At 69.5% G+C, this 23,351-nt stretch carries 15 protein-coding genes and 1 tRNA gene; 10 read left to right on the top strand and 6 right to left on the bottom strand.

Features of this window, described 5'->3' with window-relative positions:
• Positions 1 to 66 precede the first annotated feature (66 nt).
• The 4 genes from KO353_RS02015 to KO353_RS02000 all read left to right on the top strand — a co-directional run bounded on the left by KO353_RS02015 (position 67) and on the right by KO353_RS02000 (position 9,260).
• On the top strand, positions 67 to 1,986 hold the full coding sequence (locus tag KO353_RS02015; RefSeq protein WP_218286110.1) for a site-specific integrase: 1,920 nt from the start codon (positions 67 to 69) through the stop codon (positions 1,984 to 1,986).
• A gap of 353 nt (positions 1,987 to 2,339) precedes the next feature.
• Positions 2,340 to 5,078, top strand: a complete 2,739-nt coding sequence (locus KO353_RS02010; RefSeq protein WP_218286109.1) for a site-specific DNA-methyltransferase — start codon at positions 2,340 to 2,342, stop codon at positions 5,076 to 5,078.
• Between the two features lie 4 nt (positions 5,079 to 5,082).
• A complete protein-coding gene (locus KO353_RS02005; protein ID WP_218286108.1) occupies positions 5,083 to 8,286 on the top strand; it encodes a DEAD/DEAH box helicase in 3,204 nt (1,067 codons plus the stop codon).
• Positions 8,287 to 8,450: 164 nt separating this feature from the next.
• Positions 8,451 to 9,260 carry a helix-turn-helix domain-containing protein gene (locus KO353_RS02000; RefSeq protein WP_218286107.1) on the top strand — a complete coding sequence of 270 codons (810 nt, stop codon included), beginning with the start codon at positions 8,451 to 8,453 and terminating at the stop codon, positions 9,258 to 9,260.
• Between the two features lie 174 nt (positions 9,261 to 9,434).
• Here the strand turns inward: KO353_RS02000 and KO353_RS01995 are convergent, their stop codons facing one another.
• On the bottom strand, positions 9,435 to 9,731 hold the full coding sequence (locus tag KO353_RS01995; RefSeq protein ID WP_218286106.1) for a hypothetical protein: 297 nt from the start codon (positions 9,729 to 9,731) through the stop codon (positions 9,435 to 9,437).
• A 159-nt stretch (positions 9,732 to 9,890) separates the two neighbouring features.
• Here KO353_RS01995 and KO353_RS01990 point away from each other — a divergent pair, with 159 nt between their 5' ends.
• Both KO353_RS01990 and KO353_RS01985 read left to right on the top strand, forming a co-directional pair.
• A complete protein-coding gene (locus KO353_RS01990) occupies positions 9,891 to 10,706 on the top strand; it encodes a MobA/MobL family protein (protein ID WP_218286105.1) in 816 nt (271 codons plus the stop codon).
• A gap of 637 nt (positions 10,707 to 11,343) precedes the next feature.
• Complete coding sequence (locus tag KO353_RS01985) at positions 11,344 to 12,813, top strand: L,D-transpeptidase scaffold domain-containing protein (protein WP_218286104.1); 1,470 nt, start codon at positions 11,344 to 11,346, stop codon at positions 12,811 to 12,813.
• Between the two features lie 250 nt (positions 12,814 to 13,063).
• Here KO353_RS01985 and KO353_RS01980 read toward each other — a convergent pair whose 3' ends face one another.
• From KO353_RS01980 to KO353_RS01965, 4 genes are all read right to left on the bottom strand, one after another.
• Positions 13,064 to 15,280, bottom strand: a complete 2,217-nt coding sequence (locus KO353_RS01980) for a methyl-accepting chemotaxis protein (RefSeq protein WP_218286103.1) — start codon at positions 15,278 to 15,280, stop codon at positions 13,064 to 13,066.
• A 1-nt stretch (position 15,281) separates the two neighbouring features.
• Positions 15,282 to 15,665 (bottom strand): response regulator transcription factor, encoded by a 384-nt coding sequence (locus KO353_RS01975; RefSeq protein WP_218286102.1) that lies wholly within the window; start codon positions 15,663 to 15,665, stop codon positions 15,282 to 15,284.
• Positions 15,640 to 16,800, bottom strand: a complete 1,161-nt coding sequence (locus KO353_RS01970) for an ATP-binding protein (RefSeq protein WP_218286101.1) — start codon at positions 16,798 to 16,800, stop codon at positions 15,640 to 15,642. The genes KO353_RS01975 and KO353_RS01970 overlap by 26 nt, the downstream gene beginning before the upstream one ends.
• 350 nt (positions 16,801 to 17,150) lie before the next feature.
• Positions 17,151 to 18,521 carry an adenylate/guanylate cyclase domain-containing protein gene (locus KO353_RS01965; RefSeq protein ID WP_218286100.1) on the bottom strand — a complete coding sequence of 457 codons (1,371 nt, stop codon included), beginning with the start codon at positions 18,519 to 18,521 and terminating at the stop codon, positions 17,151 to 17,153.
• A 294-nt stretch (positions 18,522 to 18,815) separates the two neighbouring features.
• On the opposite strand from KO353_RS01965, the gene KO353_RS01960 reads away from it, so the two are divergent.
• Together KO353_RS01960 and KO353_RS01955 are read left to right on the top strand one after the other, a co-directional pair.
• The gene (locus KO353_RS01960; RefSeq protein ID WP_218286099.1) at positions 18,816 to 19,001 is read left to right on the top strand and encodes a hypothetical protein; all 186 of its coding nucleotides are present in this window, start codon (positions 18,816 to 18,818) and stop codon (positions 18,999 to 19,001) included.
• 21 nt (positions 19,002 to 19,022) lie between these two features.
• A complete protein-coding gene (locus tag KO353_RS01955; protein WP_218286098.1) occupies positions 19,023 to 19,397 on the top strand; it encodes a hypothetical protein in 375 nt (124 codons plus the stop codon).
• Between the two features lie 74 nt (positions 19,398 to 19,471).
• Here the strand turns inward: KO353_RS01955 and KO353_RS01950 are convergent, their stop codons facing one another.
• Positions 19,472 to 20,899: an NAD-dependent succinate-semialdehyde dehydrogenase gene (locus tag KO353_RS01950; protein ID WP_218286097.1), complete on the bottom strand. Its 1,428-nt coding sequence runs from the start codon at positions 20,897 to 20,899 to the stop codon at positions 19,472 to 19,474.
• Positions 20,900 to 21,103: 204 nt separating this feature from the next.
• On the opposite strand from KO353_RS01950, the gene KO353_RS01945 reads away from it, so the two are divergent.
• Together KO353_RS01945 and KO353_RS01940 are read left to right on the top strand one after the other, a co-directional pair.
• Positions 21,104 to 21,178 (top strand) — tRNA-Gly (locus KO353_RS01945).
• A 273-nt stretch (positions 21,179 to 21,451) separates the two neighbouring features.
• Entirely contained in the window at positions 21,452 to 23,137 is a 1,686-nt protein-coding gene (locus KO353_RS01940) for a methyl-accepting chemotaxis protein (protein WP_218286096.1), read from the top strand.
• The last annotated feature ends 214 nt before the right edge of the window (positions 23,138 to 23,351 follow it).

Raw genomic sequence — 23,351 nt, 5'->3', positions numbered from 1 at the left:
AACGAAGGGCGGTTCGCGGCGGTGTAGCACTTCGCTGTAGCACCACGCGCGCCGCAGGGGGCGGCGATGGCGCTCAGGCGCGTTCATGTGTGGGAAAGGGATGGCCGGTATTTCTGGCGCGTGCGGCTGCCCCGCCGCCTCGCGCCCCGGCTTGGCCGGGCGGTGATCGCGTGGTCGCTCGGCACCCGCGAGCCCCGGGAAGCGCGCCGGCGGGCAGCGCGCGCAACCGCAGCCTTCGAGACCTTCGCCGCCATGCTCGACCGCGTGCCGCCCCTCCGCCAGCCGACAGACGCCGAGATGATGGAGGTGCTGCGCTCGATCTACGACGACATCGTTCTCGGCAAGGAATCCATCCGCGCCGCTGTCCTCTCACCCGCCGAGATGGCCGAGGAGGGCCTTGCCACGGAACCGCTCACCCCGGAGGAGATCGACATCCTCACCCGTGACCACGACGAGCAGTCGGCGGAAGCGTGGGAGCGGTCGCTTCGGGAGAACGACATTCGCCGCGTCCAGCCGCTTGTGGTCCAGCGCCTCGCCGAACGGGGGCTTGCCCCGCCCGACCATTTCCACCTCTACCGCACCCTGCTCCGCATGGCGCTGCGCGTCGTGGTGCGGGCAAAGAAGGTGAGCGAAAGCGACGGCGACAGCGACCTTGGCGCCTTCCCCATCCCTGAGAGCCACACGCCGACGCGCGTGGCGGCAATGGCCGTCGATGACATCGCGCTTGCGACGCTCGAAGACGCCTTCGCCGCGCACGCCAAGCGCAAGAAGGAGCGCGGCGGGTGGGGCAAGGCGTCGCAGGGTAAAGCGAAGGTCGCCTTCCGACTCTGGCACGGCCTCATGCATTGTTGGGACGGCTCCGAAAGGCTCATCCCGGCGCCGCAGGTCGTGCGAAGCCATGCCGCCCAGTTCCGCGACCGGCTCGACCGCGTGCCCGTGGATTGGGCGAAGGCCAGCCTCTATCGCGGCCTCAGCCTGCGCGACGCCATCGAGAAGGCCGACCGGCTGGCCGAAGCCATTGCGGCGGCCCCGGCGACGAGCGGCGTGATCGTGTTCGAGGGCCGGCGCCTGGCGCGCAAGCACGCCGAGCGCCTCGCCATGCGGCTCCATCCGAAGACGATCAACAACCACATGGATTTCTTCGCCGGGCTGATGAACCGCCTCATTCAGGAGGGCACGCATCTCGGGCCGAACCCGTTCCTCGGCTTCCGCTACCGGAGCGCCGAGATCGACCGCTTCGGCGGGGCGCGGAAGAACCGCAGCCCGTGGGAGCCGGAATACCTCGCGCGCCTCTTCGCCTCGCCGCTCTGGACCGGCTGCCGCTCGCCCGAGCGGCGCCACATGCCGGGGCGGATGGTGATCGAGGACGGGTGGTGGGTGCCCTTCCTTGCGCTCTTCGCGGGCTTGCGCGCCGAGGAGGCGCTTCAGCTCCGCAGCGACGACATCGCGGAGGCGCGGGGCGTGCCCGTCATCCGCGTGGCCTGGCACGAGGACGCGCGAAGGAAGACCGCCTCGGCGCGGCGCATGGTGCCGATCCACGCCGAGCTGATCCGCCTCGGCCTGCTCGACTTCGCCGCCGCGGCGCGCGCCAAGGGAAGCCGCCTCTTGTTCCCCGAGATGCCGCGCGGCAAGGCGCGCGACAGCCTCTCGGCCTACTACTCCCGCCGCTTCACCGACCTGCGCCGCCGCCTCGGCCTGCCCGACGCCTGCGACTTCCACGCCTTCCGCACGACCTTCATCACCACCGTCGAGGGCCTGCCGACGACGAACACGACGCTCGTGGATTCCACGGTCGGCCACAAGCCGCGGCGCGAGATGGCGGCGCACTACGCGAAGCTCGGCCCGCAGCACACGCGCGCGTTGGTCGACTCCGTGGATTTTGGCATCGACCTCTCGCACCTTTACGCCAGCCGGCAGAAGCGGATCCGGCCCTTCCAGATCCACCCCTCCCGCCGGGCCGAGCAGGAGGGCGAGGCAGCCGAATAAGCGCTGGCGGCCTTCAACGGCGGGTTGCGAAGTGTATGCCGCTTCCGTCACCCTGCCGGCAGGTGATTCGAGCAGCCGGGGGGTGGTTGATGGCGAGGAGGAGGCGGGGCGAGGCAGCGGGGCAGGCCAGCCTGCCGGTGGAGGACTATCGCCACGAGGGGGCGAAGCGCCCCAACAACCCGCCCGCCGCGATCGCCGCCGAGGGGCGCACGCCGCCGGCCCCGAAACTGACCTACGCCTATTCGCCGCGGCTCGACCCCGTGCTTCGCTTCGACGCGAGCGGCAAGGCCGATGCGCTGCCGCCGCTGCTCGAGAAGGCAACGCGCGAGCCGCTGACGCGCGAGGAAGCCGCGTTGCTGGCCGAGGCGCTGCGGCGGCACGAGCCCTGGCTCGAATGGGCGGGCAAGCGGGAGTTGCCGGGCTTCGCGGTGGATCCTGTCGCGCTGCACATCCATGAGCGCGTGAGCACCCAGGCCATTCTGCGCGCCGCAGCGCGGCAGGACATCACGCGCGACCTCTTCGCCGACCCGAAGCTCGGCTACGCGCAAGCCGTGCGCTTCTACCAGCACGATGTGGATTGGGCGAACCGGCTGATCCTGGGCGACAGCCTGCAGGTGATGGCCTCGCTCGCGCAGCGCGAGGGCCTCGCGGGCAAGGTGCAGATGATCTACATCGACCCGCCCTATGGCATCCGCTTCGGCAGCAATTTTCAGCCGGAGACGGGCAAGCGCACCGTGTCGGACAAGGAGGCCGACCTGACGCGTGAGCCCGAGATGGTGCGCGCCTATCGCGACACCTGGCGCCTCGGGGTGCATTCCTATCTCGCCTATCTGCGCGACCGCCTGATCGTCGCGCGCACGCTGCTCGCTGACACAGGCAGCGTGTTCGTGCAGATCGGCGAGGACAACGTCCATCGCATCGCAGCGCTGCTCGATGAAGTGTTTGGGGGCAGAAATCTCGTCAGCGTGATTCCGTTCCGAAAGAAAACAATGCCGTTCGGGACGCGGTTCATCGAGCAGATGTCAGACTTTTTACTGTGGTATTGTAAAGACAAAGACCGCCTTGGCTTCAAATTCCGCCGGCTATACAGAGAGATGGGCTACGGACCCGAGAACGGATTTCGGCTTCTCGTCCAGCCGAATGGCGAGATCGCTGACGCAGGCGGCGGCAGCGAGCGCAAAGGCATCCTTGCGACAAGCAAGTCGCTAGAACCATCTGGACCCAGAGAAACCGGGAAGTTCCGACCAGAGCTTTTCGGAAAGGCGTTCGACCATCCTAAAAATGGCTATGCTGTCGATCCCACTGGCCTAAAGCGGCTCTACGAAGCAAACAGGGTGCTCCCAGCCGGCAACCTGCTGCGATACGTCCTGCACGCCGATGACAAGGCAATGGGCGACCTCACAGTTCCCTGGAACGATACGGTCGGAGCCGATGACAAGCGCTACGCGGTGCAAACCAACAGCGAGATCGTGAAGCGCTGCATTCTGATGACGACTGATCCAGGAGACCTCGTTCTCGATCCGACCTGCGGCTCAGGAACGACAGCCATCGTTGCAGAGCAATGGGGCCGTCGCTGGATCACCATCGACACCTCGCGAGTCGCCATTGCCATCGCCCGGCAGCGGCTGATGACCGCGAAGTTCGACCACTACCGCCTGAAGGACGAAGCCAAGGGCGTCGCGGGCGGCTTCGTCTGCAAGACCGTGCCGCATATCACCCTTGGCTCCATCGCCAACAACACCGCGCTCGACCCCATTTTCGCCAAGCACGAGCCCATCCTCGACGCACGCCTCGCCGAGCTCAACGCCGCGCTCAAGACCGTCAGCGACACCACCCGCGCGCACCTCGCCGGCAAACTGCTCGACAAACAGAAGCGCGAGGGCAAGCGCGCCATCACCGACGGTGACCGCCGCCGCTGGCTGCTGCCGAAGCCCGAGGAAGGCTTCCAGCACTGGACCGTGCCCTTCGACACTGACCCAGACCACCCGCCCGACCTCGCCGCCGCCATCACCGCCTATCGCGCCGCTTGGCGCGCCAAGCAGGACGAGGTGGACGCCTGCATCGCCGCCCATGCCGAGCAGGAGGAGCTGGTCGATCAGCCCGAGGTGGTGCGCGGCATCACGCGCGTCTCCGGCCCCTTCACCGTAGAGGCGGTGCAGCCCGCCGAAACAAGCCTAGACGAAATCGCCGAAGCGAGCCCCATCGAGGGTGCGCCCGAGGCGCTGGACGAGACTTTTGAGACCGGCGCGCCGACAGGCGCCGCCGCGGCGGAGCCGCAAAACGCCGCTGCCTATCTCGACCAGATGATCCGCCTCTTGCGGCTCGACGGCGTGCGCTTCCCGGACAATAAGGTCAGCCGCTTCTCGCGCCTCGACCTGCTCGGCAGCACGGCCAGCGGCATCCATGCCGAAGGGCGGTGGATGCCGGAGGGCGGCGTGGATGACGACCCGGAGGGCCGCGCGACCGTCGCCGTCGCCTTCGGCCCGCAATACGGCCCCGTCACCGCGAAACAGGTGGAGCAGCTGATCCGCGCAGCCGCGCGCCGCGGCTATGACGATCTCGTCATGGCTGGCTTCGCCTTCGACGGAGCCGCCCAGGCGATCCTGCAGGACCCGAACAACCCGAACCTGCGCGTGCATATGGCGCACATCCGCCCCGACGTGAATCCAGGCATGCAAGGCCTGCTCAAGGACACGCCGCGGGCCCAGCTCTTCACCGTGTTCGGCCTGCCGCGCTCGCGCGTCGAACCCGCGGGCGATGGCGAATGGCGCGTGGTGCTGGAGGGGGTGGACATCTACGACCCGCTCACCGGCACGGTGATCCCGACCCGGCAGGACAAGGTGGCAGCCTGGTTCATCGACAGCGACTATGGCGGGCGCACCTTCTGCATCACCCAGGCCTTCTTCCCCGACCGCGAGGCCTGGGAGAAGCTCGAGAAGGCGCTGAAAGGCATCATCCCGGCAGAGGCCTTCGAGGCGCTCTCCGGCACCGAGAGCCTTCCCTTCCCGAAGGGTGAGCACGCCACCGTGGCCGTGAAGGTGATCGACCCGCGCGGCAACGAGGTGATGCGCGTGCATCGGCTGGAGAGCTGAGGCGATGGCACGCGGCAACGGCGGCTCAGGCGCACAGCAGACCGAGATCCCGATCCAGCCCGTCGAGCGGCCCATCCTCTGCTCGCCCTACGCCGAGCCGGATCAGCACTGGAAATACGACACGCAGACCGGCGCGGCGCGGAAGGAGCCGGGCCGGCGCCCGGCCTCCTACTGGTACAAGACCGAGCGCACCGGCAGCGCGCAGCTCTCCCTGCTGGCGCAGGAGCAGCAGGATGATCTTCCGCTTCCGAACCTGCTGCGCGAGGACGTGAAGCGCTGGCGCGAGGCCGACTATCGCGGGGCCACGCCTGCGACGAAGGAACTCTTGCGGCATTGGTCGCGCGAGGACCGCGAACGGCGGTTGTTCTTCTGCCAGCGCGAGGCGGTGGAGACGCTGATCTACCTCGCCGAGATCCGCTTCAACGCGCGCACGAGCCGGCTGCGCTTCACGCCGAAGGTGAGCGAGGAGGACCTTGGCCGCCTCTTGCGCGGCGAGCGCCCTGGGCCCGCCTTCGGCCTGCCCGCTGACGCCACCTTCTGGCCGAGCCTGATCGACAAGCCCGCGGCCCCCTCCCTGCTGCCGCTGCGGCGGATGTCCGCCAAGCTCGCGACCGGCAGCGGCAAGACGCTGGTCGCCGCCATGCTGATCGCGTGGGCTTTCGTCAATCGCGGCATCAGCCCCGAGAGCCGCGAGTATCCCGATGTCGTACTCGTCTGCGCGCCGAACCTCACGGTCAAGGAGCGGCTCGCGGTGCTGCGCCCCGACGCGGCGAGCAACTACTACGACGCCTTCGACCTGGTGCCGTCGAAGTGGCGCCCGCTGCTGGCGCGCGGCACCGTCATCATCGAGAACTGGCACCGCTTCGCGCCCGAGAGCCAGCACAAGGAGGGCGACAGGAACCATGCCGTGGTCGATAAGGGCGAGGAGACGCCGCAGGACTTCCTGCGCCGCATCCTGCGCGACAAGGCTGACCGCCTGCCGATCCTCGTCATCAATGACGAGGGGCACCATTGCTGGCGCCCCGCGCCCGGCACCAAGGCAGGCGCGGGCCTGACCGGCGAGGAGAGGAGCGCGTTCGAGGAGGAGGCGAAGGAGGCGACGGTCTGGGTCGATGGCCTCGACCGCCTCATTGCCGCCGGCGGCGAGAAGCCGGGCATCGCCTTCGTGGTCGATCTCTCCGCCACGCCATTCCGCATCAAGGGCAGCGGCTACCCGGAGGGCCAGCCCTTCCCGTGGATCGTCTCTGACTTCGGCCTCGTGGATGCCATCGAGAGCGGCATCACGAAGATTCCGCGCCTGCCCGTGCAGGACACCACGGGCCGCCCCGACCCGCGCTATTTCCGCCTCTGGGAAGCCATCCGCGACGGCCTTCAGCCGGGCGAGAAACTACCGGGGCGGCAGGGCAAGCCGAAGCCCGAGGTGGTCTGGCGCGAGGCGCAGGGCGCGCTGGTGCAGATCATGGGGCAGTGGAAGGAGCGCTTCGAGCTGATCCAGGCCGCGCAGCCCGGCGCCGACCGCACGCCGCCCTGCCTCATCATCGTCTGCGACAACACCGACATTGCCGAGGAGTTCTACCGCCGCATCAGCGGTGAGCGCGTCGTCGAGACAACGACCGAGGCCGAGGTCGAGGAGGTGCTCGGCGAGGATGACAAGGAGGAGGAGGCCGAGGCGGCGCCGAAGCGGAAGGGCAAGACGCCGACGCCGCGCATTGCCTATGGCCACGGCGAGGTGTTCCCCGAGTTGTTCGCCAACACGCCTGAGCGGAAATTCACGATCCGCATCGACAGCAAGTTGCTCGCGCAGGCCGAAGCCGGCGAGGGCACGAAGAAGAAGGCCGACGCGGCGGAGGCGCTGCGCCGCGTCGTCGCGACCGTCGGCAAGGCCGGTGAGCCGGGCGAGCATGTGCGCTGCGTCGTCTCCGTCTCGATGCTGACGGAGGGATGGGACGCCAACAATGTGACTCAGATCCTGGGCTTGCGCGCCTTCACGAGCCAGTTGCTGTGCGAGCAGGTGGTCGGTCGCGGGCTGCGCCGGATGGACTATAGGCCCGACCCGGCGACGGGGCTGCTGGCCGAGGAATACTGCGATGTCTATGGCGTGCCGTTCTCGGTCATTCCGTTCCGTGGTCGCCCTGTGGATCGGCCCGAGCCTGACGACGCGCCGCCGAACCTTATCAAGGCGCTGCCCGAGCGCGCGGCGATGGAGATGCGTTTCCCCGTCGTCGAGGGCTACGCTTTCGCGTTGAGGCGGAACCTTATCCGCTGCGATATCGGCGCAATGGAGCGGCTGCGGATCGAGCCGAGCGAGGAGCCGACCGGCACCTTCGTTCGCCCGCAGGTGGGCGTGAAGGTGAGCGGCGGGCTGGCCGAGGAGCCGTCGCCCTTCGGCTACCACGAGCAGGACCGCGCGGCGTTCTATGCCTCGGTCCATCCGCAGACCATCCTGTTTCAGGCGGCGCAGCGGATCGTGGATGAACTGACGACAGCCGGCACCGCGCAGCATGCGGGGCAGAAGCGGCGCGTGTTCGCGCTGCAATCACGCCACGCGCTCTTTCCGCAGGTGTTCCGGGTGGTGGAGGAGTATGTCCGGCGGAAGGTTGATTTCAACGGTGCTCCGCCGCAGGAGCTTGGGCTTGAGAAGTATCTTCGGCAGCTGGTTGAGCGGGTGAGGGATGCGATTCAGCCAGACGACAGCGCGGGCGAGCCGCCGCTTCTGCCGCTCTTGAACCGGACGCGCGAGATCGGCAGCACGGCGGATGTGGAGTTCCGCACCAAGCGCCCGGTCTTCGCGACGCAGAGCAGCCACATCAGCCACGTCGTCGCCGACACGCAGCAATGGGAGCAGAGCGCGACCTTCCGGCTTGAAGAGGCGGTGAGGCAGGGAATCGTCCGCTTCTACGCGCGCAACGAGGGCCTCGGCTTGACGATTCCCTATGAGTTCTTCGGCGTGGATCATGCCTACGAGCCGGATTTCCTCGTTCGCATGGCGACGCCGGAGGGCGAGCCCGACCTGACGCTCATCCTCGAAATCAAGGGGCGCGAGGACAACCAGACCGCGGCGAAGCACGACGGCGCGAAGCGTTGGGCGCGCGCCGTCAATGCCTGGGGCAAGCTGGGCCGCTGGGACTTCCACGTCTGCCGCAACCCGCAGACGCTCGTGAAGGAACTCGCCTTCCTGCTGCGACGGGGCCAGTCAGCGGCGGCTTAGGGCGAGAGCAGGAAGGAGGATCAGGAGAGGCGCGAGGCGCGCGGACCGGCGCGAAGGGAAAAGCGCCAACGCGCCCAGGGGTTTGCTCGCGATCCGCCCCCCGGCTTGATGCCGCCATCGTGGGAACCAGTGTTGTCAGCAGCAACAACACTGGGAGGACCACGATGGCGAGCGAGAACGACGCCCACGCACCCGGCGGCCCCTACCTGATCGACGCGGGCGCGTCGGCTGAAGTGGTGGCCGAGGCAATCGAGAGCGGCGCGGTTCTAAGCTTGGGCGTTCCCGGGGTGCCGGGCTTGGTGATCAACGGTCGCCGCGAGCGTCGTCGGGCGTCGTTCGGCGCGTCCTTCCTCACCGTCTTCCCCGAGGGCCTCGTCTTCGCCATCGAGCATCTGACGCATCGGGAGCTGCGCGTATTCGCGCTTCTCACCCTCGTGCAGAAGTTCGGTGATACGCCCAGTCCGCTTCGCGTTTCCGACATCGCGGCGCGGCTCGCTCTCACGCCTTCTGCGGTCAGCCGGGCCGTGGCGCGGATGCGCGCGCTCGGCATCCTGCGACCGGGAACCACGAGGGAGGGCCAGCCGGCAGGGCTGCGGATCAGCCGGCGCGTGCTGTTCCGTGGCAATGCCTTCCACTACTGCGAACTCGGACAGGATCCGCCGCTCTCCGACCCGGACGAGGCGCCAATCATCCAGCGGATGCGGCGCCGCCCTCTGCTGCCTCCGGCACGCGGGGCGCTTGTCGCGACGCGGCGCGGCGCTAGGTCCGGATCGGGCAGCAGGAGTGGAGGCGTCCATGAGCGCGGCGCGGGCGGATCTCTGGAACGACCTGATGGCGGCGCGGCGCGCGCTCGCGCGACAGGTGGAACTCGCGGGCGACCTCGACCGGCATCTTCCCGATCTGCTGATCTTCCTGACGAAGGTGCCGGCAGAGTTCCAGGCGACGCCGATTCGCTATCTGCGGGAGTCGCTTGACCGCACCGACCTCCATGCCGACCCGGCGAGGCCGACGATCCACCTGCTCCCGCGCCTGCTCGCCTATGCGGTGATCGTGCTCGGCTGGATCCCGAAGGGCTACACGTTGCCGCGCCCCAGCGGCCCACGGGGCGGCCCATCCGGTGGAGCGACAGGACGAGCGCGGCGGCGCGCTCAGTCGTCCTCGATCATGGCAACCGGCGCGTCGTCCTCGTCGCCATCGAGCCCGAGCAGGCGGCGATCCGCGGGCGACGAGGCGCGCTGACGCACGAGACGCCGCAGCGCCTCGCCATCCGCGCTTTCCTCGCCCAGCAGGGGCAGGAGGACGGCCCCCAGCACGAAGCGCTGGCGAGAGAGCCGCTGCGGCTCGACCGAGCGCGCCTGCGCCCGTGCTCGGGCAATGCGTGCTTCGAGCGCCTGCCGTTCCTGTTCGAGGGCGCGCAGCCGCTCGCTTGCCGGTCTCCGACCCATGCCGTCCTCCCTCCGATGGTCTTGCCGGGGAAGTAGGGCCACGAAGCCAAGAGGACAAAGGGACTGGACCGCCACCCCGAGGGAACCAGGTCAGGCAAAGGTGAAGGGCGCAAGGATGCATTCGGCTGCGCCGAACGCCGGGGAAGGGAGGAAATCGGGGTGGCGATCCTCTACATGCGAACCAGCACCATAAGGCGCTCAGCAGGCCGCACCGCCGTCGCTGCGGCGGCCTACCGCGCAGCCGTCGCGCTCGACGACCCCCGCACGGGCGAGCGCCACGACTTTACGCGGAAGCGTGGCGTGGCGGCGAGCGGCCTCGCGGGCTGGAAGGGCACGCGCGGCGAGCTCTGGGCGGCGGCGGAGAAGGCCGAGCGGCGGCGCGACGCCACCGTAGCGAGGGAGGTGGTGATCGCCATCCCGCACGAGCTGCCGCCCGGGCGCGCCGCCGCGCTGCTGCGCGATTGGGCCGAATGGATCGCGCGGCGCCACGGCTGCGCCGCGGACTGGTCGCTTCACCTGCCGGGACGAGAGGGCGACCGCCGCAACCTGCACGGCCACATCCTGCTGACGACCCGCCGCAGCGAGGGAGCGCGCCTCACCGAGAAGACGCGCGAACTCGACGACCGCAAGGCAGGGAGCCGACACCTCCGGGCGTGGCGCGCGGAATGGGCGAAGCGGGCGCGCGCGGCGCTGGCGGAGATCGGCGTGGCCGCCGACCTCGACCCCCGCTCATATGCGGCGCAGGCGCGGGAGAAGCGCATCCCCTTCATGCTCGGGGGCGAGCACCTCGGCCCGGCCCGCGCCGCCCTGGCGCGGCAGGGCGTGCCCGTGGCGGCGGCGCTCCGCAACGCCACGCGCCAGGCGCTCAATGCGGAGGTTCGGGCGTGGCGGCGCGCGCTGGACGACACGCTTGCCGCCGTGATCGACGAGGCCGCCTCGGGAGGACCGCCGCAGCCGCATCAGCGGGTGCGCTGAGGGCTGGACGCGATGACCTTCGCCGTATCACACTGCCGCCGGCAGAGAACCTAACCCGTTGAATGGCTTAGGGGTGGATTTGTGGTAGCAAATCCCACTCCCTCCGCCAGCGGCACCCATTCGCCCACAATCGAGAACGGCTGGCGCCCGTCGTCACGACGCGCCGTCGCCTCCCCTCCCCCGACCGGGAACCCCAACGAGCGACCGGCGATCGCTCCTCACCGGAGCATCGCCGCGCCGTCGAAGGGGCGACCACCAGGGGAGCACGGCGGGACGGAGAAAAGGCGCGTGGCGCGCCTTTCCGAGCAGCCTGTCCGGCGAGCGCGATCGCCCTCGCCGGCATGACCTCGTTCGGCCTAGCCTCGTGCCGGCGGAACCGGGGCGGGTGCCGGAGCCGCGGCCGGCGGGGGCGTCTGGGCAGGCGGGGGTGGCGGCGGCTCCTGCGCACAGGCAGCGAGTAGCGCCGCAGGGGCGAGGAATGCGGCGATCGCCGCCTTGCGGAGCAGGCAGAAGGCGCGTCCCTTCCTCACGTCGGTCGTCAGCTCGTTGGCTGTCATTTCGGAACTTCCTATGGTTTTGACACCTGCGAGACTTAGGGAACAGGCATCGCCTGCGGTCTGTCAAACGGTAACTTGCAATGGGCGCCACCGATTGCGAACCCAAACCCGCGGCAGGTGCGCTCCGCCGCACGGCGGAACGCTGCCCCTCTCGGCCCGCCCTCTCCCGGCGCTCGGTGCTGGCCGCCGGTGCGGCTGCCGTCGCGCTGTCGACGCTGTCCGGCTGCGCGTCCCCTGAAGCCCCGCTGACCACGCCGCCCGACCCGGAGCCTTTGGACGACCTCGCCCATCTGCGCAGGGGAGGCGACCCGATCGTTGCCGGCGAAGTGCTCGACGGCACCCTGCTGCGCCGCTTCTACGCCAGGCGCGGTTTCGAGCCGGTCTGGACCACGCGTCCGGCTCTTGCGGCCCGGTTCGCGGAGTCTGTGTTGCGTTCTGCGGACCACGGCCTCGACCCCGACCTCTTCCACGCCTCGCTTCTGTGGCGTGCGGCGATGTTCCCGCCGCTCCGCCGCGAGCTTCTGCTCTCGCACGCCGTGCTCGCCTACGCGGAGGCGCTGTCGGCTGGCGGTGTGCCCGCCGGCCGACGTCTTCCGCGCGAGGACCTCTTGCCCGAGCCCGTCGACGTCGCCGCGGTCCTCGATCGGGCGCTGGAGAGCGCCGATCCAGTTGGCGTGATCGAGTCGCTCGCGCCCGCGACGGAAACCTACAGCGCGTTGCGCGAGGCCCTGCGGCGGCATCGTTCCGGCGCAGCCGCAGCGCCCGGCGCGGCCGACCCGCGGCCGCTCATCGCCGCGAACCTCGAACGCCAGCGCTGGCTGCCACGCCGCCTGCCCGCCGATCGTGTCTGGGTCAACGTCGCCGATCAGAGGCTGGTCGTCTATCGCGACGACCGCCCGGTGTTCACGACTCGCGTGATCGTCGGCGAGGAGACCGAGCGAAAGCAGAGCCCGGAGTTCCAAGCGGTGATCGAAGGCGCCTTCCTCAACCCGCCCTGGATCATCCCTGCCGACATCGTCGCCGCCGAGATCCTGCCGAAGCTCGAAGAGGACCCGGAGTTCCTCGCCCGAAACGGGATCGCGCTGCGGCCGAACGGCGAGGCGGAACAGGCGCCGGGCCCCCTCGCTGGTCTCGGCGTGATCATGTTCGACATGCCGAACCGGTTCGACGTCTACCTGCACGACACGCCCGACAAGACGGCCTTCGACCGGGAGAACCGCCGCCTCAGCAATGGCTGCATCCGGGTCGAGAAGCCGCTTCACCTCGCCGCCCTGCTGATGGGCGAACCGCTCGAGGCGATCCACGAACGGGTGGCGACGGGGGAAACCGTGCGGAAGCCACTTCGTGAGCCCGTTCCCGTGTTCGTGCTCTACCACACCGCCTTCACCGCGAAAGACGGCAGGCTCGAGATCCGCCCGGACTTCTACGGCCGTGACGTGACTCTGTGGCGTCGCCTCCACAAGCACGCGCCCGAGCCGAGGCCACCAGCGGCAGGACAGGCGAAGACCTCCGGCCGCGACGCGCGCCCACGCCGACTCGCACCGCGTTGACCGCCCCCGTCCGGCTGGACGGGGCACGCCGCGCGCTGCGGTGCGCAGGCGTCAGCGAGCCGCAGGGCGTCGGCGCGCCCGGGATAGGCGGTGCGTTCTCGAAAGAACGTTCCATGCGACCCTGCGCCCGGCCTCACGTCGGCGCGGTTCCCGGTGCCCGTTAGACCCCTGCGCAAGTGCGCAGCCGTCCCGCTCGCCGGCAACATGCGCAACCGCAGAGCCTCGCCCTGCCGTCAGGCGTCACCCAGCCTCACGCGGCGCGCTTGAGGGCGAGGCGTGCGATCTCGCTCTCGACCCAATCGACATGCTCGAGGTTCATCGGGAACTGCACCGACGCGCCCTCCCCTTCGCGACAGACGGAGCGCGCCTCGATTGGCCGGGCGAAGCCGGCGACGGCGATCCTGACCGGGTCGCCCGGGCGAAGGTCGACGCCTGAAAGGTTGAACGCTGAGCCGCCGCTCAGCGAACGCACTCTGGTCGCCCGCGTGGTGCCGCCGACGGTCAGCTCCGCTGCGAGGTCTGTGTCATGGCGTCGGAACCTCTCGCCCGATTTTGTCTCGCTCAGGGCAGAGAGGAACTCGGTGACTTCGCGCGCGACGACGTCCGTCTCCCGGGTCAGCGCCGATGCGCTGCCGACCACCGCGCGTGCGCCACCGTCCGTGTTCGCCGCCTCCTGCAGAGCGGCGACGGCGCGTGTCACCTGCCCCATAGCGGACACGACCTGGTCGGTCGTGCGGGCGATCTCGCGGGTCGCGGCGCCTTGCTCCTCGACCGCTGCAGCGACCGCAGCGGCCCCCTCCGAGATCTCGGAGATGCGCGCGCCCAGGCGCTCGACGACGGCGACCGTCGTGCCGACGACGCGGCGCATCGTCTCGATCTGGGTCGAGATCTCGTCGGTCGCCCTCGCGGTCTGGGTGGCGAGCGACTTCACCTCGGATGCGACGACCGCGAAGCCCTTGCCCGCCTCGCCGGCGCGCGCAGCCTCGATCGTGGCGTTGAGCACAAGCAGATTGGTCTTCTCGGCGATATCCGCGATCATCCGAAGGATCCCAGAAACGCGCGCTGCCGCCTCCGACAATTCCTGCGCGGCACCGCTCGCCCCGCGCGCATCGTCGGCACCGGCCCGAGCTGTTTCCGCAGCGTGAGTTGCCTGCGCCGCGATCTCCCGAACCGAGGCGGCCAGTTCCTCGACCGCAGCCGAGAGGGTCTGGACCGATGACATGGTCTGTTCCGCCGAAAGCCCGATCGCCCGCGCGTCGCTTGCGGTCGCGGCAGCATCACCGACCATCCCATCGGCCGTTTGCCGCATCGCGTCACAGGCTTCCGACACACGGGAGAACACCCCGCCGATCGACTTGCCGAACAGGCCGGCAAGCTGGTCAATCTCCTCCTGGCGACGCTTCGCTGCAACCCGCATCAATTCCGTTTCTGTCTCGAGGCGCCGGCGCGCAAGCGCGTTCTGCTTGAAGACCTCGAGCGCTCTTGCGAGCTTGCCGAGCTCGTCCTTGCGCTCCACCCCGGGGATGTCGACCTCGAGCCTGTCCGCGGCAATCTCCCGCATCGCCTCCGTGCCAACCCGCAGCGGCCGTGTGACCGAGAACACGGCAGCCGTCGCCCCGACGAGAGCGAACAGCGCCCCCAGGCCAAAAGCGAGCGTCGTGGTCCAGATCGCTCCCGTGATCGCCTCGCTCGTTTCGGCGGTCGCCTGTTCGGCGATTCGTGTCTGGTCGCGCTCGCGTTCTCCAAGGCGTGCCATCAACGCCGTGCCGCGCTCGTCAAGAACGCTGCGGTCGAGCTCCGCGATCCTGTTCGCAAGCTCCCGCCAGCGGGTCAGTCCCTCGCGGAAGGCCGTGAGCCGATCACGGAAGGATTGGGCTTCGTGGCCGGGAGCATCCGCGACCAGCGCGGCAAGCCTCGCCCCCTCGCGCTGCACCCTCTCGAGGTCGGCGGCGGCGGCGGTGTCGAGATAGCGCTCGCCATAGACACGCATGAGAAGAAGCGACTGCAGCGCCTCCCTCGCGGTCGGCCATGCGGCGAGCGGGCCTTCGAGTGCAAGCCGCATCGCGGTCCCGTCACGCCGAATCGCTTCGTCGCGAAGCCGGTTCTGTTCCGTCCTGAGGGTCGCGATCTCCGGGAATCCGGTCCAGTAGGCCTCGATGGCTGCGCGGTCTTCGGGATGTTCCGCCGACTCGAGCGCGACCCGATAGGCCTGTTCGACGCGCTCGAAGCGTTGCTGGCTGTTGCGGGCAAGGTATTCCCGGACGGTGACCTTCAGCTCGAGATACCCGCTCTGCGCGCGCGCCGCGGCCATGCTGACGCGCAACGCGTCCGCCGTCCGAGCCTGATCCCGGCCGATCGTGTCGAGCGTCACCACACCCTTGATGCCGACGAACAGGGCGACGACGACGGGTATCGCCGCGCCGACCGCGATGCGAACCCCGATCGGCCAGTCCTTGAAGCGGCGCATCTCAGCCTCCCGTCGCCTGCGCGCCCGTCAGGCGATCGACCGCCTGCAGCAGCGTTGCGTTGTCGAACGGCTTGGCGAGCGTTGCATCCGCCGTCAGCGACGCAAGACGAAGCGCGTCCATTTCGGACAGGGCACCCGAGCCGCCCGAGATGGCGAGCAGCTTCGGCCGGTTCGGCGTTCGTGCGAGCTCCATCAGCACCGAAGTGCCATCACGTTTCGGCATCAACATGTCGGTGATCACGAGATCGAACCCGCCGGCGCGTGCCGCCTCGAGCCCAGCTTCGCCATCGCCGGCCTCGGTCACGACGTGGCCGCCACTCTTGAGCAGGCTTGCGATCGCCTTGCGCACCGCCAGCATGTCATCGATCAGAAGAATGCGCGCCATTGTTGTTCGTTCCCCAATCTGTTGACCGCCGGTCGAGCGGGATATGGATGATGAACTCCGCACCTCCGCCCTCCCGGTTCCGAACGGTCAGGGTGCCTCCCCAGCCGCGGACGATCCCCCAGGCGGTGGCAAGCCCAAGCCCGGTTCCCTGCCCGGGCGGCTTCGTCGAGAAGAACGGTTCGAAGATCCGCGACCAGAGCTCAGGCGGCACGCCTGGCCCGGTGTCGCTCACCGACAGAACGAGCGTCGTGTCCTCCATCACCGCCGCGAGCCGGACAGAGCCTTTCCCGTCCATCGCATCGGCGGCGTTGCGGAACACATTGCCAAGGACCTGAAGCAGTTCGGCGGTGTCGATCGCGCAGGCGGCCGACAGGTCTTCGACCCCCTCGATCGAGAGCGAAACGCCCGGCGGCAGAAGCCGGCTCGCCATCCTGATCGCTTCGCCAGGTCGCCGGGAAAGGGGCTCCGCCTCCGACAAGGCGACGCCGGACCTCGCAAAATGCAGGACCTGGGCGGTGATGTCCCGGGCCGCCGAGGCGCAATCGACGATCGCGTTGATCTGCTCCGCGTACTCGGCCTCTGCCATCTCGGGGCGGGCCGCGAGCATCCCGCTATAGGTGATGATCGGCTGGAGGAGGTTGTTCAACTCGTGCGAGAACCCCGAGGCAAGGCGGCCAAGCGCCTCCATCTTCTCGCGCTCACGCCGGGTCGCTTCGGCAGCGCGGAAGGCGGTGATATCCCTCTGCACGCCGACATAAGCGTCGATCTCAAGGCGAGAATCGCGGACCGGGGCCAGATCCAGGCGATTGAGGAACGGCTCCCCCGTTCTCTTGTAGCTGATCAGCTCGATCGAGACCGGTTCGCGCCGTGCGATCGCCTCGCGCATTCGGGCAACAACGCTCCTGTCGGTCCCCTCGCCCTGGAGGAACCGGCAATTCCTGCCGATCACCTGCTCCCTCGTGTGCCCGGTCGTGCGGCAGAATTGGTCGTTCACGAAGATGAGCGGCGCATCATCGCGCCTCAGGTCGGAGATCGTGATGCAGACCGGGCTCGCATCGACGGCCACGCGCAACAAGGCAGCCAACGCCTCCGCCGCCCTGGACGCATCGGACGAGATGACCGGATCACTCTTCATGGTGGGTCGATCCAGTCGGTGAGGCGCCCCGAATGCGAAGCGACAGCCTCGCTTTGCACGGTCAATCCTTCGCTCGAAGCGTCAGGGAAGCGTGTTCCTCTGCGATCTGCGGAGACGCAACCAGGAGCTTGGGGTGCAGCCGGCACAGAAGCGTGGCCGCGACTCTCGGGTCCGATGCTATTCAGTGGAACTGCGAGGCGTAAAGCGACCGCGGCGAAACCGTCCGTGTCGAGCCTGAAACGACAGCAGCGCAGGCGACGATGCGTTGCGGCGGCAGCACCGCCGGCGCGCGCGCGAAACCGATCGGCCCTGGTCCCGAAGCGACAGCACATCCGACCACCCACACCCGGTCAGGCATTGCCGACATCGTCGGGAGCAGCCGCGACCCCTGGTCCCTGGGCCTGTCCGCCCAAAAGCCCTGCGGCACGAAGCACGGCCTGAGCCTCCCCGTCCCCTTGCGCAACCGAAGCGGCAAGCGCCGCGGCATGCTGCGCCCGATCGCTTCCGGCGCGTGCAAGGGCGGCGGCAGCGCATGCCAGCGTGCGCGCGTTCACGGTGTCGAGCGACAGGGCGCGGGTCGCGAGCGCTTCCGCGTCGCGCAGGCTGACGGGATCGACCTCAGCGCGCAGGGCGTGGGCATGTGCGAGTAGGGCAAGGGCGAGAGCGCAGCCGGGATCCTCGCCGATGGCCGCCTCGAGCGCCTCCATCGCGGCCTCTGGGTCGCGCGAGCCGAGGGCGCGCAGAAGCGACGCGAAGGCGAACGGGTTCCGGGTCGGGACGGTGCTTGCAAGCGGGTCGGCCTCGTTTGCGCGCTCAGCGATCGCAGCGGCGAGCCGGCCCGGCAGCTCGGCGAGAGAGGCGGCGTCCGAGGTCTCGCGGAAGGCCGCGAGGTGGTTGCCCGTGCGCGGATCGACGAGCAGGGCGGAGAGGGTGACGGCATCGCCCGTGCGTACAACCTCGCCCTCGAGCACGGCGCGCAGCCCGGCGGCGGCGGCCTGCCTGCGCAGCGAGGACGGGTCGCGCGCGAAGGCCTCCGCTTCGGCCGTCGAGGTGACGGCGAGCCGGCGCGCCCGGGCGACGGCCGCAGCCGTGAGCCAGGAAAGGCCCGGAGCAAGAACGTTCGCACCGGCAAACGGCAGGACCGCGAGCCGCGCGCGCGGCCTCGGTGCCGGTTCGGCCTCGGCCACCCCCGCACCCCGAGCGAAGAACACCCGAACCGGCTCGGGAATGTTCTTGAGCACGCGCTCGCCGGCGTCGATCCACGCAAGCGGCTGCCTGCCCTTCACCTCGGCATGCACCTTCGCGCTGATGGCGATGCCGCCCGGTTCGGCGAGCGGCTCGAGCCTTGCGGCGAGATTGACGCCGTCGCCGAAGATCTCTCCGTCCTCGCCGGCGATGATGTCACCGCGATTGACGCCGTTCCGGAACAGAAGCTTCCGGCCGGGAGGGGTTCGGGCCGCCTCTGCCGCCATCGTCTCCTGGATCGCCGCGGCACAGGCCACCGCCTCGACCGCTGAGGGAAACTCGGCGAGGAACCCGTCGCCGGTTCCCCTCACCATGCGCCCCCCGTGGCGGGCGATGGCGGGGCGTGCGATGGAGGCCATCACCGCCGCCACCCGTGCGAGCGTTCCCACCTCGTCCTCCACGACCATGCGGCTGTAGCCCGCGAGGTCGGCGAGCATCACGGCGGCAACACGACGCGCGGGCCGTGCTCTGTCCATGAGCCGACTCTACCCGATCCAGGCCGATCGCCACCTCCTGCCGCTTGCCGCGGCTTGTGACGGTGCGGGCGGCGCTGAGGCGGAACCGCAGCTCCGGCGTCGGCAGGGCAGTCGGCATCGGTGCGTGGCCGCAAGGAGACCCGTCTTGCCCCGGAACGGCGGGCATGGCGCCGGGCTGGCCGGGGCGGAGCCGCCGCGGAGCGAGCGCTCCGCCCGCTTGCCCGTCCGTTGCGGGATCGTTTACCCTCGATCTCGCGATAGATCGCAACGATCGCTGCCGGGGAATGCCCTGCCATGGCATCGATGGTGGTTCATGATCGGCGGCTCACGGGTGGCATACCGCTCTACGACACCGTCGTTCTCCAGGTCGGCGCCAATCGTCCGATCCGCGAGATCATTGACGTCGTCGCGCGGCGGGCGCGCGAGAGGCGGCGTCTCAATCGGCTCCACATCCTCTGCCACGGCTTCGAGGCGACCTGAAACTTCTCCGACCAGATGTGCATGCCCGTCGCACACGGAGGGTTCGGGCTTCAGCTTGGGCGAGAGGGCCTCAACCTGTTCAACGTCGGCCTGACCCGTGCCTGGAGGGGCCTCGTCGATCTGATCGTGCTGTTCGCCTGCGCGCCGGCCGACACGGCCTCCTACAACCGCGGCACCTGGGGCGACGGGCGGCGCTTCGTCGGCGAGCTCGCGCTGCACAGCGGCACGCGCGTGATCGCCGCGCGCGACATGCAACGCTATGACCCGAATGGGGTGATCGATTTCGACGCCTGGGAGGGGCCGGTGTTCGAGTTCTCGCCCGACAATCCCGAGGGCGTGCGCATCACCGACCCGAGCCGCTACCGCGTGCACAACACAGCCCAGGCGGCAGCCTGACCGCACCTCCCCGGGGAGCGGAGCGTGGGCTTGCGGCCGGATCGGGCGCGGCGCGCCGCGCCCGCCCGGTTCCCTCAGGCCTGGGAGACGAACTTCACGTTGAGATAGGCCTCGAGCCCCTCGATTCCGCCTTCGCTCCCGTGGCCGCTGTCCTTGATCCCGCCGAACGGCGTCTCGGGCGTCGACACGGCGAGGCTGTTGATCCCCACCATGCCCCACTGCAGGGCATCGGCGATCGCGGTTGCGCGCTTCTCGTCGTTGGTGAAGGCATAGGCCGCAAGCCCGTAGGCCACGCCGTTGGCGCGCTCGACAACCTCGTCGAAGTTCCTGAAGGGAACGATCGGCGCGATCGGCCCGAACGGCTCCTCGTGCATCACCTTCGCCTCAGGCGGCACATCGGCGAGCACCGTGGGTTTGTAGAAGAACCCCTGGTTGGCCGGTCGTTCGCCCCCGGTCGTGACCGTCGCCCCCCTCGCCTTCGCGTCGGCGACGAACATGTCCATCGCCTCGAGCCGGCGGGCGTTCGCCATCGGCCCCATCTGCGTCGTGGGGTCGAGCCCGTCTCCGAGCTTGAGGCTTGAGGCGATCTCGGTGAAGCACTTGAGGAACGCCCCATAGCGGCTCTCGTGCACGAAGAACCGCGTGGGCGAGATGCAGACCTGGCCGGCGTTTCGGTACTTGCCGGCGGCCGCGACCTTCGCGACCGCCTCGACATCCACGTCGTCGAACACGATCACCGGAGCATGACCGCCGAGCTCCATGGTCGTGCGCTTCATCGTCTCAGCCGCCATCTTCGCAAGCTGCTTGCCCACGGCCGTTGAGCCGGTGAAGGAGACCTTTCGGACCTTCGGGTGGGAGATGAGATGGGCGGACACCTCGGCCGGAACGCCGAAGACCAGGTTCAGCACCCCTGGCGGGAGCCCCGCCTCCTGCAGGCAGCGCGCGATCTCGACGGCCGTGCCAGGCGTCTCCTCCGAGGCCTTGAGAATGATCGAACACCCGGCGCCGAGCGCACCGGCGATCTTCCGCATCGGCGTCAGCGCCGGGAAGTTCCAGGGCGTGAAGGCGGCGACGATTCCCACCGGCTCCTTGAGCACCATCTGCCTGACCCCGGCGACGCGGCCCGGAACGATCCGCCCATAGGCGCGTCGCCCTTCCTCCGCATACCACTCGAGAATGTCGATCGAGGTCGCGACCTCCGCCCTCGCCTCGGCGATCACCTTGCCCTGCTCGAGCGTCAGCACGGTCGCGATCGCCTCGAGCCGCGAGCGCATCAGATCGGCCGCCTTGCGCATGATGCGGCAGCGCTCGTAGGCCGAGGTCGCCTTCCAGACGGCGAAGCCGCGCTCCGCGGCGGCCACGGCCGCCTCGAGGTCGTCACGCGAGGCGTGGGGGAGCTCGGCGAGCGGCTGCTCCGTTGCGGGGTTGAGAACCGGTTCGGCGACCGTGCTGCCGAAGCGGCCGAACCTGCCGTCGATCAGCATCTCGAGGGTGGTGTACATGGCGTCGTCTCTCCCGTGGCGGAGCGGTGGCTGGCCTGCGTGCTGCCGCGATTGCCCTGCACGCTAGGTGCCGACCGGCTTGCCGGCAAGAGCGGGGGCGGCGGGGCGGCCTCGCGCCGGCAAGGGGCGGTGGGTTGCAAACGCCGCGACCGTGCGTATAGTCGCGGGCCTCTTGAGGGAACGTTTGCACCTCGACATCGGAGCGCGGGCGTAGCTCAGGGGTAGAGCACAACCTTGCCAAGGTTGGGGTCGAGGGTTCGAATCCCTTCGCCCGCTCCATCCAGCCCGGCCGACCACTTCGAAAGATTAAGACGTCGAACGCGAGCGGGAAGTGCCGCCCGACCGGGGGCGGAGAGCGACATCCGTCGCCCGCGAGCCTCGCTCACGTTCGCCGGAGCGCGTTTACCGCCAGCGGCTCGTGTCCCCCTCCGGTGGTTGGGTCGAGCCGGAGCCTCCGCTGGGGCCAGATTTTCCGCTGAACGTAACGGTTGCTTCACCCGCGTCAGTCTTAGGGAACAGGGGCCGGCATTGGCCGGTTGAGCGGAGGCTGACATGTACACACTGTTCAAGAATGTGAAGATCGTGACCAAGATGGCTCTGCTCGGCGGCGCGTTCGCCATCGTGCTGATGGCCTTCGGTCTCTCGACCCTGTGGGCCGTCTCGTCGCTGACCGCATCGATAGAAGCCGTCAAAGACGCCGGGCATAGTGCGGAGCGCGCGGCCCGTATGAACGCCAACATGGTCCAGATCCGGCGTCGGGAGAACCAGGTGGCCGCCGACCCACGCCCCGAGGTCGTGGCCGAGGCACGCCGCCGCATCGCCGAGGAGGTGCAGAAGTTCCGCGCCTCCTACCAGGCCGTGGCGGCCGTTGCGGACGAACAGCGCCGCGCGGTGCTCGAGCGCCTGATGCCAGCGGCGGAGGCCTATCTCGGCGCGGTGGAGAGGACGCTTGCCGCTGCCCAGCGCGGAGACGGTGTCGCGGCCCTCGCCGCTCTGGCCCAGAACCTGCCCGCGTTCGAGGCGGTTGATCGCCTCACCGACGAGCTCGACGCAGTGGCCTCGCGCCTGGTTGACGAGATGGCGGAGGAGGCACGCGCGGATGCCGCCACGACGCACCTCGTCACGCTCGTCTTTGTCGCCGCCACGCTCGGGCTCGCCGCGCTCCTCGTGTGGCTGATCGGCCTGCGCGGGCTCGCAAGCCCGCTCAGCAGCGCGATCGCGCGGCTGCGCGCCTTGATGGACGGCGACACGGCCGCGCCGATCCAGGGCCTCGACCGCAAGGACGAGATCGGCGATCTCGCCCGCGCGATCGAAACGTTCCGCGACCTGATCGTCCGCACGCGCGAGGCGGAGGCGCGCGAGCGTGCCGAAGCCGAGGCCAAGGCGGCGCGGGCGGCGCGCATCGCCGAAGCCGTCGCACGGTTCGAGGCCGAGGCCGGCACGGTTATCGAGGCCGTGGCTTCGGCCGCCACCGAGATGGAGGCGACCGCGACCAGCCTTGCCACGGGGGTCGATGATACCCTCCGGCAGACCACCGCCGTCGCGGCCGCGGCCGAGCAGGCATCGGCCAATGTGCAGACGGTCGCGGCCGCCGCAGAGGAACTCGCCGCCTCGATCGGCGAGATCACCCGCCAGGCAACGGAGAGCACGCGCGTGGCGCAAGAAGCGTCGGCCGAAGCGGCGCGCACCAACGCAACGGTGGAAGCGCTCGCCGCATCGGCGCAGAAGATCGGCGAGGTGGTGCGGCTGATCAACGACATCGCCGGCCAGACGAACCTGCTCGCGCTCAACGCGACGATCGAGGCGGCGCGCGCCGGAGAGGCCGGGAAGGGCTTCGCCGTGGTCGCCTCCGAGGTGAAGAACCTCGCCGCCCAGACGGCGAAGGCGACCGACGAGATCGCCGCCCAGATCGGCTCGGTGCAGCTGGAGACGTCACGCTCGGTCGAGGCGATCCGCGCGATAGGTGCGGCGATCGAGCGGATGAGCGCGGTCGCCGCCTCGATCGCGGCCGCCGTCGAGGAGCAGGGCGCGGCGACCGCCGAGATCGCGCGCAACGTGCAGCAGGCGGCGCAGGGAACGAGCGTTGTCTCCTCGAGCATCGGCGCCGTGCAGCGCGTGGCCGACGATACCGGCCGGTCGACCGGCGAGATGCGCAAGGCGGCGTCGGAGCTCTCCGCCAATGCCGAGCGGCTCCGCCGGGAGGTGGCCTCGTTCATCGGCACGGTGAAGGCCGCCTGAGCGCCGGGAGAGGCCATTGGCGGCAGCGCGCGCGGAAGGACCGCCCTCCTTGGACACAGAAGGAGCGGCCGCGCGCGGGGCGCAGGGCGCAGCGTCGTGGGCCGGCGTCTGCGGGGTGCCCGGGCGGCCAACCAGACTGAGCGTGGCGTTCGCCGCCCGGGCGTCGAGAGTTCGACCCTGACGCGAGCGCCGAGACGTCGCGCCTGACGGCGTC

This window comes from Elioraea tepida (genome assembly GCF_019203965.1).
GTDB classification, from domain to species: Bacteria; Pseudomonadota; Alphaproteobacteria; order Acetobacterales; family Acetobacteraceae; genus Elioraea_A; species Elioraea_A tepida.
Note: the sequence above shows the minus strand (reverse complement) of the source record. Positions and strands in the feature narration are given on the sequence as shown.